The 17622-nt window shown below is 35.5% G+C and carries 14 protein-coding genes, 1 tRNA gene and 1 pseudogene; 9 read left to right on the top strand and 7 right to left on the bottom strand.

Going from position 1 to position 17622, the window contains the following annotated elements; genetic code table 11:
* Positions 1-95 precede the first annotated feature (95 nt).
* The 6 genes from Dongsha4_RS06575 to Dongsha4_RS06550 all read left to right on the top strand — a co-directional run bounded on the left by Dongsha4_RS06575 (position 96) and on the right by Dongsha4_RS06550 (position 3718).
* Positions 96-1409, top strand: coding sequence for a DUF2330 domain-containing protein (locus Dongsha4_RS06575; protein WP_330204902.1), 1314 nt, complete (start codon positions 96-98; stop codon positions 1407-1409).
* A gap of 260 nt (positions 1410-1669) precedes the next feature.
* Positions 1670-1819: a hypothetical protein gene (locus Dongsha4_RS06570; RefSeq protein ID WP_330204901.1), complete on the top strand. Its 150-nt coding sequence runs from the start codon at positions 1670-1672 to the stop codon at positions 1817-1819.
* Between the two features lie 30 nt (positions 1820-1849).
* Positions 1850-2020: a hypothetical protein gene (locus Dongsha4_RS06565; RefSeq protein ID WP_330204900.1), complete on the top strand. Its 171-nt coding sequence runs from the start codon at positions 1850-1852 to the stop codon at positions 2018-2020.
* On the top strand, positions 2021-2440 hold the full coding sequence (locus Dongsha4_RS06560) for a hypothetical protein (RefSeq protein WP_330204899.1): 420 nt from the start codon (positions 2021-2023) through the stop codon (positions 2438-2440).
* Between the two features lie 21 nt (positions 2441-2461).
* On the top strand, positions 2462-3193 hold the full coding sequence (locus Dongsha4_RS06555; RefSeq protein WP_330204898.1) for a TniB family NTP-binding protein: 732 nt from the start codon (positions 2462-2464) through the stop codon (positions 3191-3193).
* Positions 3194-3322: 129 nt separating this feature from the next.
* Positions 3323-3718 (top strand): TniQ family protein, encoded by a 396-nt coding sequence (locus Dongsha4_RS06550; protein WP_330204897.1) that lies wholly within the window; start codon positions 3323-3325, stop codon positions 3716-3718.
* A gap of 173 nt (positions 3719-3891) precedes the next feature.
* On the opposite strand, the gene Dongsha4_RS06545 is transcribed toward Dongsha4_RS06550, so the two are convergent.
* Genes Dongsha4_RS06545 through Dongsha4_RS06530 form a run of 4 tightly spaced genes read right to left on the bottom strand, consistent with a single transcriptional unit; the run spans position 3892 to position 9302 of the window.
* Complete coding sequence (locus Dongsha4_RS06545; RefSeq protein ID WP_330204896.1) at positions 3892-5349, bottom strand: ATP-binding protein; 1458 nt, start codon at positions 5347-5349, stop codon at positions 3892-3894.
* 36 nt (positions 5350-5385) lie between these two features.
* The gene (locus Dongsha4_RS06540) at positions 5386-6906 is read right to left on the bottom strand and encodes a restriction endonuclease subunit S (protein WP_330204895.1); all 1521 of its coding nucleotides are present in this window, start codon (positions 6904-6906) and stop codon (positions 5386-5388) included.
* Positions 6899-8854, bottom strand: a complete 1956-nt coding sequence (locus Dongsha4_RS06535; protein WP_330204894.1) for a restriction endonuclease subunit M — start codon at positions 8852-8854, stop codon at positions 6899-6901. The genes Dongsha4_RS06540 and Dongsha4_RS06535 overlap by 8 nt, the downstream gene beginning before the upstream one ends.
* Position 8855: 1 nt before the next feature.
* Positions 8856-9302 carry a MerR family transcriptional regulator gene (locus Dongsha4_RS06530; RefSeq protein WP_330204893.1) on the bottom strand — a complete coding sequence of 149 codons (447 nt, stop codon included), beginning with the start codon at positions 9300-9302 and terminating at the stop codon, positions 8856-8858.
* A gap of 64 nt (positions 9303-9366) precedes the next feature.
* Between Dongsha4_RS06530 and Dongsha4_RS06525 the strand changes: the two genes are divergently transcribed.
* Positions 9367-9489: a hypothetical protein gene (locus Dongsha4_RS06525; RefSeq protein WP_330204892.1), complete on the top strand. Its 123-nt coding sequence runs from the start codon at positions 9367-9369 to the stop codon at positions 9487-9489.
* Here Dongsha4_RS06525 and Dongsha4_RS06520 read toward each other — a convergent pair.
* Positions 9472-10350 carry an IS982 family transposase gene (locus Dongsha4_RS06520; RefSeq protein WP_217983190.1) on the bottom strand — a complete coding sequence of 293 codons (879 nt, stop codon included), beginning with the start codon at positions 10348-10350 and terminating at the stop codon, positions 9472-9474. The genes Dongsha4_RS06525 and Dongsha4_RS06520 overlap by 18 nt on opposite strands.
* 142 nt (positions 10351-10492) lie before the next feature.
* Here Dongsha4_RS06520 and cas12k point away from each other — a divergent pair.
* Positions 10493-12010, top strand: a pseudogene (gene cas12k / locus Dongsha4_RS06515) (type V CRISPR-associated protein Cas12k); the annotation flags it as partial.
* A 396-nt stretch (positions 12011-12406) separates the two neighbouring features.
* Here cas12k and Dongsha4_RS06510 read toward each other — a convergent pair.
* A tRNA-Arg gene (locus tag Dongsha4_RS06510) sits at positions 12407-12480 on the bottom strand.
* A 255-nt stretch (positions 12481-12735) separates the two neighbouring features.
* Between Dongsha4_RS06510 and purF the strand changes: the two genes are divergently transcribed.
* Positions 12736-14208, top strand: coding sequence for an amidophosphoribosyltransferase (gene purF / locus Dongsha4_RS06505; protein WP_330204891.1), 1473 nt, complete (start codon positions 12736-12738; stop codon positions 14206-14208).
* Positions 14209-14330: 122 nt separating this feature from the next.
* Here the strand turns inward: purF and ppc are convergent, their stop codons facing one another.
* On the bottom strand, positions 14331-17360 hold the full coding sequence (gene ppc / locus Dongsha4_RS06500) for a phosphoenolpyruvate carboxylase (RefSeq protein WP_330204890.1): 3030 nt from the start codon (positions 17358-17360) through the stop codon (positions 14331-14333).
* Between the last annotated feature and the right edge of the window lie 262 nt (positions 17361-17622).

The following is a 17622-nucleotide window of genomic DNA, read 5'->3' as shown; positions in this document are numbered from 1 at the left end:
AAAACTCTTTTTGGTAGATAAATTAGGGAAAGGTAAAGGTGAAAAATGGACTTACAGAAATAAACCAAATATTCATTAAAATTAGTCTTAAAAAAATGAAAAAAATACTAACCTTAATTAGCTTATTATTAATTATATTCCTCTGTTTTCCATCTTCAGTTTTAGCTTTTTGTGGTTTTTATGTGGCTAAAGCAGACAGTAAACTTTACAATCAGGCATCTCAAGTTATTATAGCCCGAAATGGCGATCGCACTGTTTTAACAATGGCGAATGACTATCAAGGAAATGTGAAAGATTTTGCCTTAGTTGTACCAGTGCCAGTACCCATTAAAGAAGATCAAGTCAATGTTGGCAACCCCAAAATTATTGAGCGTTTAGACGCATTTAGTGCCCCCAGATTAGTTGAATATTTTGATAATGATCCTTGTCAGCCTGTGTATTTGATGGATAATATGCCCAGCGCCGCCGAAACTACCAGAAGCGGAAGAAGTCAGATGCAGAAAAACGAGACATTTGGAGTGACGGTAGAAAGTAAATTCACGGTGGGAGAATACGATATTGTTATTTTAAGTGCCAAAGAATCAGACGGACTAGAAAAATGGTTAATTAGCAACGGTTATAACATTCCAAAGGGAGCAAAGGAATTATTACAACCCTATATCCGTCAAAAGATGAAATTTTTTGTAGCAAAAGTAAATCTGACGGAATTATCTAAGTCTGACTATCAGTCTTTACGCCCGTTGATGATTGCCTATGAGTCTCCAAAATTTATGTTACCCATTCGCTTGGGGATGGTGAATAGTAAACAGGCACAGGATTTAATTGTTTATTTACTCTCAGGAGAAGGGCAAACCGAGTTAACTAATTATCGCACGGTGAAAATACCTTCTAATGTGGATATACCTGAATTTGTAGAAAAACAGTTTGCTGATTTCTATAAGTCTATGTTTACCCGTAGTTATGAAAAAGAAGGTAAAAAGGTAGCTTTTTTAGAGTATGCTTGGAATATGGGTAACTGTGATCCTTGTTCGGCTGAACCCCTTAACCCGGATGAGTTAAAACAAGCAGGAGTATTTTGGTATAATCCGAGGGGGTTTAATAATCTATTTATTACTAGACTACATATAAGATACGATCGCACCCATTTTCCCGAAGATTTAAAATTTCAAAACACATCCAATCAACAACTATTTCAAGGGCGTTATGTAATTCGTCATCCCTACCGAGAAAAAATTACCTGTGATGCAGGGCAAGAATATCATAAACAAACCAGAGAAAGACAGGAAAAAGAAGCCCAAACTCTTGCTAATCTTACAGGTTGGGATTTAACTAAAATCAAACAACAAATAAACTTCATTAAACCTGAAAATGCCTCTTTACCCTGGTGGCGTAAACTTTGGGATAATTAAGAGGAAGATGAGTTAAAAGTTATGAAAGAGGTTTTAGGTGTTGGGGATGAGGGGAAAATGAGCAGAGCTGTTTCATTCTAAAATTTTGTGTACAGTAACAAATTAAATGACGTTATAACAAATTAGTGTCATCTAAAAATAAGACTCTTCAAATCTTTGCATATCAATAATTATAACTAATTCTTCCCCTAAAACAAGGGGCGATCGCACCTAAAATAAAATTAACAAATTAAATGTCCTAAAATTAGTACAAAACCATTATGATTTTATTGAACATTAACAACAATACTATGACTATCGATGATCAATTTTCTGATTCTCCAGAATTGATCTCTCAACTTTCTCCCGAAGAACAAAAAATCGCTAATGTCATTGAAGATTTACTTCAACCCTGCGACAAGAAAACCTAGGTCGAAAAGTTGAAACAAGCATCAACTCAATTGAATAAGTCAGTTAGAACTATCCAAAGATACGTTAAGCAATGGGAAGAAAATGGTTTACTCGGTATTCTTCAAAATAATCGAGCCGATAAAGGCTCTTATCGTATCGATCCTCGCTTACAAGATTTCATTCTTAAAACCTATCGTGAAGGAAATAAAGGTAGTAAATGAATGACTCCTAAACAGGTTTATTTACGAGCAGTTGCCCAAGCTGAAAATTGGGGGATCAAACCTCCTTCTCACATGACGGTGTATCGTATTCTCAATCCGATTATCGCCGAAAAAGAAAATAAGAAAAGAATTAGAAGTTCTGGTTGGAGGGGTTCTCAATTGGTAGTTTCTACTCGTTCAGGAACTGAAATCGATGTGCAATATAGCAACCATGTCTGGCAATGTAACCATACTCGTGCTGATATTCTTTTGGTAGATCAATTTGGTCAATTATTAGGCAGACCTTGGCTAACTACAGTTATAGATACTTATTCTCGCTGTATTATGGGAATCAATCTTGGTTTTGATGCTCCCAGTTCTCAAGTGGTTGCTCTTGCTTTACGTCATGCCATTTTGCTTAAAAGTTACAGTTCTAATTAAAGACTAGAACGTAAAACTGTAGTGAGTTTAGAACAAGTTGCCACTCTCCATGAATGGCTTGAAAGTAAACGTCAATCAAAGCAATCTTGTCGGATTGTGGGAGAATCTCGTACAGGAAAAACCATCGCCTGTAATTCTTATCGTTTAAGACATAAACCAAAGCAAGAAGTTGGAAAACCGCCTCAAGTACCTGTGATTTACGTGCAAGTCCCTCAAGAGTGTGGAGCAAAGGATTTGTTTCAAGCAATCATTGAACACTTAAAGTATCAAATGACGAAGGGTACGGTGTCAGAAATCAGAAAAAGAACCATGACAGTATTGCAAAGATGCGGTGTGGAGATGATTATTTTAGATGAAGCGGATCGCTGTAAACCAAAGACTTTTGCGGAAATTCGGGATATTTTTGATCATCTTAATATCGCTATTGTACTTGTAGGAACAGATCGTTTGGATGCAGTTATGAAGAAGGATGAGCAGGTATATAATCGTTTTCGTGCTTGTTATCGTTTTGGAAAGTTGTCAGGGGAAGATTTTGTTCGTACTGTGAATATTTGGGAAAAGCAGGTGTTGAAGTTACCTGTAGCTTCTAACTTAACAAATAAAAAAATGTTGAAGCTAATTGGGGAGGCAACGAGCGGCTATATCGGCATTATGGATATGGTTTTGCGTGAGGCGGCAATTCGTTCCCTCAAGAAAGGACTTAACAAGATTGATTATGACACTTTAAAAGAAGTTGTACAGGAGTATAAGTAATGGAAATTCAACCTTGGTGGTTTACGATTGCACCTTATGAGGGGGAGAGCATTAGTCATTTCTTAGGGCGGTTTAGACGAGAAAATGAGCTTACTCCTTCTGCTTTGGGCAAGGTAACAGGTTTATCTAATGCTTACTGCTTGCAGCAGCGCTTGCGCTCCCGCCCGTTGGGAAAAATTCCGTTTTAATCCTCCTCCTTCCCCTGAACAGTTGGAAAAATTAAGTGCGATCGTACAAGTAGAAGTAGAAACCTTACAAACAATGTTTCCTTCCGCCCCTATGAAAATGACTCCTATTCGTATTTGTTCTGCTTGTTATGGGGAAAAGCCCTATCATAAGATGGAATGGCAGTATAAGGAGATTTACAAGTGCGATCGACATCAACTGAAACTTTTATCAGAATGTCCCAATTGTGGGGCAAGGTTTAAGTTTCCTGCTTTATGGGTTGATGGTTGGTGTCATAGATGTTTTACTCCTTTTGCGGAGATGAGTAGAAAGGTAATAAAAAATAAAATTGAAGGTTAAATCACATAAACCCCATTTAACTAAAAATTTTCAATTCCCTTATTTACTATTATTTAGAGCCATCGAAGCATATTTTTTTACCACTCAATTTTGTTTGTCAATCACATAACCATCACATAAACTTTTTTTATAAACACTTACAGTTTTTTTAATATTTAATCTCAAATCGGTTTTTAAGCCCAACAGGGTATATATTTGGCGTGTTTCTTTGATTTATTTTCAGGATCATAAGGCTTGATTAATCCTTCTTCAATTGTATCGGAAATAATTCGGGAAGCCATAGAATAATTTTTATCTTCAATAGCAAATCTTTTTCGCAGAGATTCATTGGTCATTTGTTCTCTACAAACGAAACGTAAACAAGCGTGTTGGTAACAAGCTCTAATACGATCGCTCTTATCCATATCTTTCAATTCTCGATAAGAAAACAAAATAGCTTCTGTATGTTGATTATTAACGTTAAACTCAGGGGCTGGTAATTGGCAAAACTCAACGGCATCGATTACTTTATCAATACCACTACCACGCTCTTCACAAATATGAATCCTTCTCATAAATGCGGCTAAATCTTCATTACGAGATTGAGGAGGGGTATCAATAAACCGCATCGTATCAACTAATGGTTCACCTGGATTTCTAATTTCTATTCTGTCAGAAAATATTTCTACAGTAGAGCTTACACCTGTCATATTAAAATCCTGATGAATCATAGCATTAGCAACTAATTCTCTAATGGCAATTTCAGGATACATTTTTATATTTTGTCTTAATGCTTGACCAATTTCTTCATTTTCTGGTAATTGATCATTAATAAAATTGATAATTTCTTCATAACTAACAGCATATCCTTTATCAAATAATTTTTCTCTTTGAGTATAAATTCGACTTTTATCTTTATAAATAATAACTCTCATTGCTTTTCTACTTAACCTATCAAAATCACTTAATTTTTTAGCAAAGAGAATTGCTCCAAAATTGGTTATATCGAAATAATTACTAGGTTTAATATTGATTAATTTTTCATCAGCTAAACGTTGTAAAATACCCTGTTTATTGTCAGGAAGATTTTGTTCAGTTAACTCAAAATAACTCGGATAATTAATTTTTGCTAAAACTTCATCTGCTGTTATATTTTCTAAGGCTATTCTTTTTTCAAAAGTTTGAAATGAAAATAAATTCCATAATTCTTTTTCCTTTTCAGGGTACTCTTTGAGTTTCTTTTTATAACTGCCAACTCTAATATATTCTATATCGTGGAAACTTACTGGTTGATTATTAGCACAAGGAATTTCAAATAAAACTAAGTTTTTATCTTGAAAAATAAATTCATAAATTTTAAAATTTACTCTTGGAGATAGGTTTCTTAATAACCAATTTTCTAATTCTTCACTTCCTTTTTTTGCTTGTTTAGGTTTGAATTTAGTTCCTATTATTTCATGACTATCATCTTTGATTCCCCACACAAGATATGCTGTATTTTGATTATGTAAAGTAGCCGAATTTGATAACGCAGAAATATACTCACCAATAGTTTCTGGATTTTCATTATTATACTTAAATTCTACCCATTCAGTTTCCTTTGGCAGTGCAATAAGTTGTTGAATTAAAATTGACAATTGATTGAAATCCATAATTTTTTTCTGAACATAAAATTTTTAAATAGCCCTTTAATCTTGTTCTAATATTTTCTCTAATTTATTGATTGTTTGTTCCTCTAATAAATTTGCTTGTTCTTTATATTCAAATGCTTTAACTACCTTGTCTCCTATTTCTTTTTGAATATCTAATGGGGGTTCAGGAATAAAAATATTTTTAGTATCATCTTCTGTTAATTCATCAACCACTGCACCATAAATTTTTGCTGTTAATTGATTTTGTCCGTAAGGTGTCATCATAAATGCTGTTAAATAACCGCAATAGGTTTTATCAGAATTTGCTACAACTCTTAATAAATGTTCAGAAGCACCCCAGTTATTGTGAAATGATGTTACTAGCATCACACGCCCAATCGTACCTGAGCGAGTTATGAGCAAATAACCTGATTTTATTAAACATTGTTCAATATGGTTTTTATTTGCTTGTTCAGATAGATATTGAAGATCATATGGTCTAATCTGTGCCAAATGAGAACCTTGTAAAAAAGGAACACCATATTTTTTAGTTACATAGATACGTTTAAATCGTGGAGGTATAAAAATGTCTTCTGCTAAATTTTCCAATAAAGTAACTGGATACTTAGCTTTATGTAATAATTCAATTGCCGTTTTTGCTACTGGTACATGAAAAGAACAATCAAAGCGATCGCCTAATTCTGATAGTTTAGTCGTAAATGATTTTACAGGGAGCATTTTCGGGCGATGAGAGGGGTGATATGGGGGTTGAGGTAAGTAAGGAACTAAACTTTCATCAAAATAAGGTAAACCTAACTCTTGATGCAACAACTCATTAGCTTCATCTAATAATTGATTAGCTTTTTCCCGTAACTGATAAACATGGAGAATTTCATTATGAATAAGCTCTTGCTCAGATTCAGGAAGAATCGGAACTGGTACACTAGCAATATGATGGGATTCTAAATGTTTTATAGCTGAACCATATTGATCTTTTGTTACTAACGCCTGTCCAATCCAAGAACTCAGAAAAGCATAAAGATAGCCCACTAAAGGAAACTTTTTCGGGATAATGCGAATTAAATCATCACTAATAAAATATTTTGCCAGTCTTTTAGTTGAAATTACACCTCTTCCCACAGTACCTGAACGAGTCATCAAAATCCAATCTTTTTCGATGAAATGTTTTTCAGAATTACTGGGAAGATGATCTTTAGCAAGATAACGATCGCTAGTTGGACGGAATTGTAGAGCTTCGGAAGCACTCAAAAAGGGATAACCTGCTTGTTTATCTCTAGCATAAATTCTTTTATAACGACCAGGAAAAAAAATATCTTGAGTAATATCTCCTAAAGTTTCCACTGGATAAATACTTTCAGTGACAATTCTTTTCGCAGTTTGAGCATTACTGCCATAGAAACAGCCATCTAAACGATAATCCCCTTCATATAACCAATTAGCAGAAACCGAAGTTATAAGAGGAGGAGCAATATAATCTTGTGCTAACAATTTTTCCCATAACTCATGACGAGTCGTAGGAACAGAATTTTCCAAACTTTGTTGTTTTAACTTAGTCATTTAACCACTCCATACGATTATTTTCTTGTAACCATTGCTCGAAATATTTGACAACTTCAGGTAAGTCATCATGAACAAGCCTTTTTCTTTGTCGGCGATGTTCTACGACTTGCTCTCCATCTGCTGTACGTCGAGATACCGAGTATTCTTCCTCATATTCAATTAATTCACCTTGAGGAGTTCGTAGATAATGAACATTTCCTCGGCGATCGTGTCCCACTGCTTCAGGCATAGTCATAAAAATTTCATAATCTAATGGTTGCCCTGACTTGTCTTCTAATTGCATTTCCGCTTCTGTTTTTTTCTGAAGCAACAACACACTTGTTTGAGTACCTGTATAAGGTTCAAAAGTTACCGCAGGTAAATCAACACTGGCAATAATACGAGCTTTTTTCAAAATCCAACGCCGTAAATTAGCCAATCCTGGATTAGACAAAATGCTATCAGGTAAAACAATAGCTAATCTTCCACTGGGTTTAAGTAAATATAAACATCGTTCAATAAAAAGTTGCTCTGGGGGTAAACCACTAGCTTGATTTCCTGTTGTCGATAAACGAGCGATTTCAAATTGAGCCAAAATATGAGAATCATCGACGGCAATATTAGAACCAAAGGGAGGATTAGTAACAATAACATCAAAACTATTGGGTTTAACATAATTAGCTACATCATTAGGAGGTGTTGATGACCATTCCCCTGGTGGTAACAAAGAATTTGCATGAAAAATATTAGTTGAACCATCGCCGTGCATAACTAAATTCATTTGAGCGGCTCTAACTAAAATAGGATTAAAATCTATACCTAGTAAATTAGCATTAGCTGTTTCTTTTAAAATTCTGATCGTTTCTTCTTCAGCTTTATTTTCATTTTTACGCCATTTTTTGATTTGTTGCTCCCTAATAACTTCTCTTAAAACATTCATTGTTGCGACTAAAAAACCACCTGTACCGCAAGTGGGATCGATTATTTTTAATTTAAGCCATTGTTTTCGTGGATATGTCAATAAAGCCATTTTCGATGCCATTTCACAAACGTTACGAGGCGTAAAAAATTCACCTCGATCACCCCGTAAATTAGAACCCACTAGCTGTTCATAAGCTGTTCCTTTAACATCTGCTTCCGTTAATAAAAAAGAAAATCTTTGCATTTCACCAACTAAATAAGCCAATACTCGATTTTCTAAACGGATAGATTCTTCTTTATCAAAAATATAAGGATAACGAGTTTTTACTTCTTCAAAAATCTTCTCTATAGTCTGCTTTAATTGACGTTGACCAATTTCCGATCTTCTTTCCTGATTACCAATGAAAAATCTCATGGTATCAATAGCTGTATCTTCATCATAAACTTTGCAAAAAATTATTTTTAACAACTCTTGAAATGCTTGTTCTTTTTGAAAACCTTGATTACCATAAATGTAATTATGACAACGTTTAAAAACATCAATTAATTCGTCTTGAGCGGGGACAAGTTCGGCAAAAGTTAAAGGTTGAGGTGCTTCTAAACCAAAACGAGGAATATCTGTCGCAGTTTCCAACTTATATTGGTTTTTATCAGTAATTTTTTCCCAGACTTGTAATTCTGAGCCAACCCACATCCCATATTTAGCATTTAAACAAGCAGAAATATAAGATTTTAGTTGTTCAACACCATTATCTTTATCAGTTGGCTTAATTTCTTCTCTTTTACATTCAACAATTATTTTAATATTTTCCTGTTTATGTTCTGTATTAGGAGGAAAAATAGCAACATCTACTCTGGGTTTTTTAGAGCCTTGATTAATGGTAAATTCAATTTCCATATCAGCTTTATCATAAGCATAATTATCCAACAAACTACGAGCTATTCTTTGTCTAACATTTTCTTCAGGAGTATCTTTGCGAAGTTTGCCAGAAACAACACATCTCAACTTTCCTGATGGTATTAGTAATATATCTTCATTACTCATGTTAATTTTTCTCCTTTATTTGCTTAATAGTATCACTGCCCTTTAAAGTTTGATGAATTTCATCAATCCACAAAGGCACGATCGCCTTCCCCTCTTCCAGAAGTGCGATCGCATCTTCCCGTTGATAAGGCAATAACTCAACAGTACCATCATGAGCAATTACCATAAAACGCTTCTTAAAGTCCGCATCGGTAAATGATGGTTCTTTTTCCCTCAAATCATTGATGATTTTTTGTACCATCTCTAAATTCAAACCAACAGACAGCATATATACCATTACCGACACCTCTACCAACTCCACAAAAGAATAGTAGATCGTCTTTCCCGTACCCGTCGCCATAATCAAAGGCACAATAATCTCCTTATCCCTCCAATACTGCAATTGTCGGAGAGAACAACCCGTAATCTTTGATATATCTTTGCTACTAAAAAATAGTTCCTGTTTCATACCCACAATTATAAAATGATCTGCTATTATACAAATATGTCCAATTAAACAATTATGTAAAGCGATGGTTCAGGTAACTATTCAATCTCGTTTAATCGCTTCTGCTGATACTCGTCAATCTCTCTGGTTGTTGATGAGCAAGAAAAATACTCCTTTACCTGAGTTTTGGTTAAGCAGATTGAGGTAAAATCCATTCTAAGGAAAGGTGGGGCTTTTTTGGTTGATGACAATATGCGATTAACCCACATAATATATTGACACAGAAATTTATTGGTGAACGATGACGAGAATGTTCTATTTGTGATATGTTTTTGAGCTGATCATTGATTGTTTCGACAATCGCTCGTTTCCGAGATAAAAGTTTGTCATGAAGTCTCATTAATTTGTTCTTCATATTGCGTCTGGGTTTAGCAAAAAACTCAATACCAAAATCTTTCAGTAGCTTTGTGGCTAATTTTTGTGAGACATAACCTCTATCACCAAAAACTTTTCCCCAAAGCTCTTTTAAAAGATCGACTACAGGTTTACGGTCATCGACATTACCTGGGGTTAAACTCATATTCACAATTTCCCCCAGTTCATTGACTACCAGATGGAGTTTAAAACCAAAAAACCAATCCACAGAGGTTTTGCCTCTTTGAGCTAAATTTTTAAATACTTTATGTTGGCGAATACGGCGATTATGACAAACTTGGATCTTAGTAGAATCAATAAAACTAATTCCGGTACAGTTACCAAAACAGTGCTTGAGGTAAACACACAAGGGAATAATCGTTGATGGAATCCATTGGACAAAACGTTGATAACTGGGAAGTTTGGGAAAAGCAGAAGTCCAATATTGTTGAACGTGATTAAGATAAAAATGTTTGAAATTACGGTAATGATTTTGGTGAAAAGCAATGAGAATAGTCATAATTTCACTTAAACAGAGACTTTTAGTACGAACACGTTGGACAGCACCATGAGAGATAAGTTTTTGTTGCCATTGAGGCTCAAATTGTTGGCAGAAATCATCGACATGACAAAATAAATAATCTAAATTAAACATAGGGCAGTAGTTAGTTGATGGTTTGTTATATTCAGCTTACTATCTGCCTGTTTTCTTATCCAAAACTGAGGTTCCTTTGATCAATGAAATCCTTACCCGAATTAAACATCATCCCGATTTTCTTCAATGACGAGAGAAGGGAAGACTGCCGAAAAACTTTATTGCCCAACAAATTCAAGAGCTAAAAAATGATTCTCGTTTTCAAGGACAACCATCTCGGTTTTATGCTTCTGTCGGTAAAATCATTGACTACATCTATAAATCTTGGTTCAAAGTGCAAAAGAGTTACAAAATGCAATTAGAAGGAAATAGCCGTTGGTTAGAAATGTTGAAACCCGATAGTTTATTAATAGAATCCTTTGATGGTTCAATGGAAGCACTGCAAAATCAGGCTCAACAGATTCTCGATAATATTGAAACGACTTCTACTCAAGAGGGTATTGCTAATTATTTATTTCAAAAATATGAAAAAACAGAAGATTGTCAAATGAGGGATGCGATCGTTTATTTAATTAAGAATGGTTGTAGCGTTCCTAAAAATAGGCTTGAGACAAAAGAAAAATATCAAAAGATAAAACGGAAATTGGAGATCAAAATTCAGAGATTGAAAAGACAGATTGAGATGTCTATTCCTTCTGGCAGAGATTTAGAGGGAGAAAAATGGTTGCACACTCTCATCCTTGCTTCTAACACGATGCCAGTAGATCAAAGTGAGAGTGATAGTTGGTTTTCGGCATTGAAACGAAATTCTCCGTCAATTCCTTATCCTATCGTTTATGAAACCAATGAGGATTTAAAATGGTGTTTGAATGATCAAAACCGTATTTGTATTAAATTTAGTGGTTTGAGTGACCATATTTTTCAAATCTATTGTGATTCTCGTCAACTTCCTTATTTCTGGCGTTTTTATGAGGATCAGGAATTGAAAAAAGCCAGTAAAGATCAGTTTTCAAGTGCTTTATTTACCTTGCGTTCGGCTATGATTATTTGGAAAGAAGATGATGGAAAAGGTGAGCCTTGGCACAAAAATAAACTATATCTTCTTTATCAAGGTAATCCTAATTTTTTTCTTGGAGTAGCAATGGGTTTACAAGAACCAGTTACCATTGCACTTGTGGATGTCACCACGAATAAAGTTATTCTCTATCGTAATATCAAGCAATTATTGGGAGATAATTACCATCTCATCAGGAGAAGACGAAATGAGAAACAGAAGTTGAATCGCCAAAACCATAAAGCAAGGAAAAGAGCTAATTTTCAGCAAAAAGGGGAATCTAATCTGGGTGAATACCTCGATCGCCTCATTGCTAAATCCATTCTCCAAATAGCTAAAGAATACCAAGTTTCGACTATTATCATTCCTCGACTCAAAGAGATGCGATCGATTACTGAGGCAGAAATACAAGCAAGGGCAGAGGAGAGAATCCCAGAATATAAGGAAGGGCAACGAAAATATGCACAGGATTATCGTGTACAGGTGCATCAATGGAGTTATGGTAGATTGATTAATAATATCAAAGCAATTTCTTCTAAATTGGGTATTGTCGTAGAGGAAGGCAAACAACCCAAACAGGGAAAGTTTACCGATAAGGCATTACAGTTAGCATTGAGTACCCAGAAAAATAATCGCCAAAATAATCCCACAAAGACAAATTCTTAAGTTACAATGAGGGAAATCGTGCCGCAGATCAAGTTGTTGTCAACCTCTGTTCTGTGAAAAATGAGGAGTGGTTTACATCTTCTAAGAAGTTTGCTTTCTGCTCCTGCTAACCACTTGCCCTGATGCTGTCCATCTAAAGATAGAGAAACTAGGCGCACTCCCCACAATAAGGGTGCAGGTGTACTGCTATAGCGGTTAGCTAATCACTTCCGATCGAGGAAGAATTCTCTTTGAGAATTGAAAGCAAGTCTCTCCGCTCCCAATTAAACGACACTAACTTGTGATCACGTCATTTAATTTGTTAAGACGACATTAATCTGTTACCGATGACAAATAATTTGTTACTGTATAAACAAGTTTGTTAACGTGTGAGTTACTCAGAATTTATTTCATGTACGGGCGTGGAGGGACTCGAACCCCCGACCTGCTGATCCGTAGTCAGCCGCTCTAATCCACTAAGCTACACACCCAGCTAATTGACACTTATCTATCATAACTTATCGGATTTGAAAAAGCAAGAAAAATTTTTAAAATAGTTGTTAATTCGCTGTTGCCCGTTGTTGCCTTTCTTAACATAAGCATACAATCAATTTTACTCACCCACTTAACTATTGTTTAAGGATTGGTTAAAAAAAAAGACAAATAGCCCGAAAATTCTGTTAAGATCTAGCTTGTGCAATGTCAAAATCATCAACTGATCAGGTAGAGAGAAATCAGGTCACAATATGAAGGATAATCAACATAATTCATCAGTAAACGAGCATTCTTTTTTACAGGTCGATAAACCAGAAGAAGCCTGTGGGGTTTTTGGGGTTTACGCACCAGAAGAAACTGTTGCCAAATTAGCTTACTTTGGTTTATATGCCCTCCAACATCGGGGACAGGAATCAGCAGGAATTGCTACTTTTGATAATGGTTCTTGTTATTCTTACAAGGATATGGGCTTGGTTTCCCAAGTATTTAATGAGTCTATTTTATCAAATTTACAAGGTCAGATTGCTGTTGGTCATACCCGTTACTCTACCACTGGATCAAGTTTGAAAGTCAATGCACAACCTGCTGTTGTTGATACCCGTTTAGGAAAGTTAGCCCTCGCCCATAATGGTAACTTAGTTAATACTTTAGAATTGAGACAAGAACTCGATCGCCGCAATGGTCAATACGTTTCTACTACTGATTCAGAAATGATTGCGATTATGATTGGGAAGGAAGTGGACACGGGTAAAGATTGGATTGAGGCGGCTATTAGTTCTTTTAAGTGGTGTCAGGGTGCTTACAGTTTAGTGATTGGTACGCCTGATGGTATAATTGGTGCAAGAGATCCTCATGGTGTTCGTCCTTTAGTCATTGGCACTATCAGTCAAGAAAATAATATTAATCGCTACGTTTTGGCTTCTGAAACCTGTGCTTTAGATATTATTGGCGCTGAATATATTCGAGATGTTGAACCAGGTGAATTAGTCTGGATTGATGATAATGGTTTGACCTCTAAAAAGTGGACTGAGGCTTCCAATCCTAAGCTATGCGTATTTGAAATGATTTATTTTGCCCGTCCTGATAGTATTATGGGTCATGATAGTTTATATGCTTATCGTCTCAGATTAGGAGAACAGTTAGCAAAAGAATCTTTGACGGATGCAGATATTGTTATGGGTGTGCCTGATTCTGGTATTCCTGCGGCCATTGGTTATTCTCGTCATTCAGGCATTACTTATCAAGAAGGCTTAATTAAAAATCGTTATGTGGGAAGAACTTTTATTCAACCTACCCAACATATGCGTGAACACGGTATCCGTATGAAATTAAATCCTCTTAAGGATGTTTTAGAAGGAAAACGAGTTATTATTATTGATGATTCTATTGTGAGGGGTACAACTAGCCGTAAAATTGTTCGTGCCTTAAGAGATGCAGGTGCGATCGAAGTTCACATGAAAATCTCATCTCCTCCTGTTACTCATCCTTGTTTCTATGGTATAGACACAGATAGTCAAGATCATCTCATTGCCGCTACAAAGAGCGTTGAAGAAATTGCCCGTCAAATAGAGGTAGATTCTTTAACTTATCTCTCAGAGGAAGGAATGTTAAAAGTTACCTCTCAAAATCCTCAGAGTTTCTGTACTGCTTGTTTTAATGGCAATTATCCCATTGAGATACCAGAGAATATTAAACGTTCTAAGTTAATGTTAGAAACTGTTTAATTAGGAACTAGGGGATATTTTGAGTTCAGAGTTAGGAGTTAGGAGTTAGGAGTTAAGATAAAAAAGAAATTTCCCCCTAATACCCTAACACCTTAATACCCTAATAATACTTAATCTTTACATCAACCGGTGTTACGCATTCCTGCGGCGATACCGTTAATGGTTAACAATGCCCCCCGTAATAACTCCTCTTTGCTATAACGGAAGTGAATCAAACCTGCTTTGTTTTGATTGGCGTATTGTCTCAGGCGTTTTAACAATGATACTTGTAAGAATCCTAATGGCACAATTGTACCGTTTCTCAATTGTACAGAGCGTTGTAAATCGGGATCATTATCTAATAATCTATCCTGTTCGTTGATTTTGAGCACCATTTCTCGACTTAAGTAGTATTCTTTTGCAATTTGGTTAAATACCTTTAAGAAACGTTCTTTATCTTCAGATTTTGCTAATTCTTCAATATAGTGACTCGCCATTTGCAAATCAACTTTAGAAAGTGTCATTTCTACTTTAGAAATAACCATTTTGAAGAAAGGCCATTTGAGGTAGAAATATCTTAGTAATTTTAAGTTTTCTTCTGGCTCTTGATCTAAAAATTGCTGTAATGCTGTACCGACACCATACCAAGCAGGAAGTAAGAAACGGCTTTGTGTCCAACTAAATACCCAAGGAATCGCTCTTAAAGATGATATATCTTTTTTGCCACTACTACGACGAGCTGGACGTGAACTTATTTGTAATTTACTGATTTCCTCGATAGGGGTAACAGATAAGAAGAAGTCAAGGAAGTCTGGTTGTTCGTAAATTAGTTGACGGTAAGCCTTACGAGAAGCAACGGATATTTCTTCCATGATTTCATTCCAAGGCTCAATATCATCGAATCCACTGCCTAATAAACTAGCTTGAATAACGGCAGTGCTAATGGTTTCGAGGTTGTACAGTGCTAGTTCTGGTAAGGAGTATTTAGAGGCTAAAACTTCCCCTTGTTCGGTAATTTTTATTCTACCGTTAATGGTGGATGTGGGTTGTGCTAAGATAGCCGCATAAGCGGGGCCTCCCCCTCTACCGACTGAACCACCCCTGCCATGAAAGATTTTAATGTTTAAGCCGTATTTATCGCCGATTCTTGCTAGATTTTTTTGGGCTTTGTGAATTTCCCAGTTACTACTCATAAATCCTGAGTCTTTGTTACTGTCGGAGTAACCTAGCATTATTTCTTGGAGGTTTTTTGGCTCTAATTCGGGTAGATTGAGGAAAGAAGATGATTTGTCCACATTGTCGTAACCACCTGCTAAACAGGCACGATAGAGTGGTAATTCAAATAATTCTGTCATTACCTCTGGAGCTCGTTTCAAGTCTTCCACGGTTTCAAACAGAGGCACGATGCGAATAGTTGTTACTCCCAAAATTGGATCATATAATCCTGCTTCTTTTGCTAGTAATAATACTTCTAATACGTCACTGACATAGTTAGTCATGCTAATAATATAGGTATGACATATATCTAAGCCAAATTCTAATTGTAATCCTCTTAAAACTTTCAAAGTTTCGATCGTCTCTTTGGTATTATCAGAAAAAGTTACTTCACCGGGGATTAAGGGGCGACGGGTTTTTAATTCTTGGGTTAACCATGCGGTTTTTTCGTCTTCTGATAATTCATTGTAGGGTTTATCTAAAACTCCTAAATATTCAGCTATTTCGTTTAATGCTTCTGAGTGACGGGAAGAATCTTGACGAAAATCTAAGGGAGTTAGATGGAAACCAAAAATTTCTACCTGACAAATTAAATGTTCTAATTCTTTACAATTTAAGCCAGTATGTTCGAGATTAGCTTTAATTAAGTTTAAATCTGTCAAAAAGTCGGCGGTGGTGGGATAAACATTATCATCTTTATGAGCTAGTTTAATCGACTTTCTTGTTTCAGGATTGGATAAGGCTTCATTTCTTGCCTTTGTATTTTCTAATTTTTGCTCAATATAGGCTAATTTCAAGCGATAAGGCTCTTGACGATAACGAACATAATATTTGTCATATACTTCTGGCATAAAGATGCGATCGCGCTCTAGGGAGTCTAACAACTCAGGTAAAACATTACTCCAATGGAGAGACAAACTGAGAATATCCCCCAACTGATTCACAGAGTCAATATACTTCTCTAACACCAAATTTCTCTGATAACAAGCGGTTGACCATGTTACTTCTGGAGTTACAAATGGATTTCCATCGCGATCGCCCCCTACCCATGAACCAAAATAACAGAATTTGTGAGTGGGTGAATTTAATTTAGGAAAGGTGTTATTTAAAGCCTGTTTTAAACGCACAGTTAACTCAGGAATAGTGTCGAATAAAACCTCTTGGAAGTAGTGTAAAGCGTAATCAACTTCATCTAACACAGTGGGCTTAAACTGATGCAATTCATCTGTACGCCACCAAATGCGAATTTCATCTAATAGGCATTGACGATAATTTTCTGCCTCCCAAGAATTCGTTAATCCCATGGCTCGATAAGACTCTTCTGCTCTGTCCAGATGCTCTAAAATATAAGAAATACGTCTTTGTTTTTTACGAATAGTATGACGCACAATTTCTGTGGGGTGTGCAGTAAAAACTAAGCTAATATCCAACTCATCCAATAACTTTTGAATTTTCTGGGGAGGCACATTCAAAGTTTTTAAATGGGGAAAAAGCCAGTGAAAAGTTCCACCACTGCTAGGATTGAGCTTAGGATGAAAATAACTATCCTCATCGATAGAAGAAGTCTTATTATTTACTGACGGTTTTTGTATAGCGTTAACCTGAGCTTCAGTGGTAGTACGACGAATAAGTTTTTGTGTTCTTTGTTCGTAATGCTGTTCAACAATATTAATTAACTGGAAATATAAAGCAAAAGCACGGGCGGCTTTAATGGCATCATCTAATTCTAATTCCTCAATCCATTTGCTCACAGAAAAATTCTCAGTTTCGGTGGTTTGACCTTCTGGAGAACAAGCCGACTTTAATCTTTCTAACAAATCTATCAACTCTTGTCCACATTCATTAGCTAATACTGATTCCCACAAATTTTCAACTAATTTCAGTCGGTGGCGTAGTAATAATTCTGAACTCGAATATATACTCAAATCTTCTTGATAATTAGTAGTCACTGAAGTCATAATATTTTTTAGCTTAATCTCTACTTTAACTCTCGATGTTACTTACTGATTTAACCACAGAAAAGAAAATATCACTAACCTAAAATGATTCACAGCACACACAGAAGCAAGTTTTTCTCTAGTTTATTTCTTGTCTAGTTACGAACAACTTGCTCTTATTTTATTTTACTAATCTAACTTAGGTAGCAATTAATCATTATTAAATAATGAAGATATGTTGGTCAAATGGTTATTTTTTCCCAAAACATAGGAAAACTCACCA

It is taken from the genome of Cyanobacterium sp. Dongsha4 (genome assembly GCF_036345015.1).
Taxonomy (GTDB): domain Bacteria; phylum Cyanobacteriota; class Cyanobacteriia; order Cyanobacteriales; family Cyanobacteriaceae; genus PCC-10605.
The sequence above is the reverse complement of the archived record's forward strand: the minus strand, read 5'-3'. Positions and strand labels throughout refer to the sequence as shown.

Coding starts and splice junctions, on each gene's coding strand:
- Dongsha4_RS06575 (WP_330204902.1), top strand. CDS start 96: ATGAAAAAAATACTAACCTTAATTAGCTTATTATTAATTATATTCCTC.
- Dongsha4_RS06570 (WP_330204901.1), top strand. CDS start 1,670: ATGATTTTATTGAACATTAACAACAATACTATGACTATCGATGATCAA.
- Dongsha4_RS06560 (WP_330204899.1), top strand. CDS start 2,021: ATGACTCCTAAACAGGTTTATTTACGAGCAGTTGCCCAAGCTGAAAAT.
- Dongsha4_RS06550 (WP_330204897.1), top strand. CDS start 3,323: ATGCTTACTGCTTGCAGCAGCGCTTGCGCTCCCGCCCGTTGGGAAAAA.
- Dongsha4_RS06545 (WP_330204896.1), bottom strand. CDS start 5,349: ATGGATTTCAATCAATTGTCAATTTTAATTCAACAACTTATTGCACTG.
- Dongsha4_RS06540 (WP_330204895.1), bottom strand. CDS start 6,906: ATGACTAAGTTAAAACAACAAAGTTTGGAAAATTCTGTTCCTACGACT.
- Dongsha4_RS06535 (WP_330204894.1), bottom strand. CDS start 8,854: ATGAGTAATGAAGATATATTACTAATACCATCAGGAAAGTTGAGATGT.
- Dongsha4_RS06530 (WP_330204893.1), bottom strand. CDS start 9,302: ATGAAACAGGAACTATTTTTTAGTAGCAAAGATATATCAAAGATTACG.
- Dongsha4_RS06525 (WP_330204892.1), top strand. CDS start 9,367: ATGGTTCAGGTAACTATTCAATCTCGTTTAATCGCTTCTGCTGATACT.
- Dongsha4_RS06520 (WP_217983190.1), bottom strand. CDS start 10,350: ATGTTTAATTTAGATTATTTATTTTGTCATGTCGATGATTTCTGCCAA.
- purF (WP_330204891.1), top strand. CDS start 12,736: ATGAAGGATAATCAACATAATTCATCAGTAAACGAGCATTCTTTTTTA.
- ppc (WP_330204890.1), bottom strand. CDS start 17,360: ATGACTTCAGTGACTACTAATTATCAAGAAGATTTGAGTATATATTCG.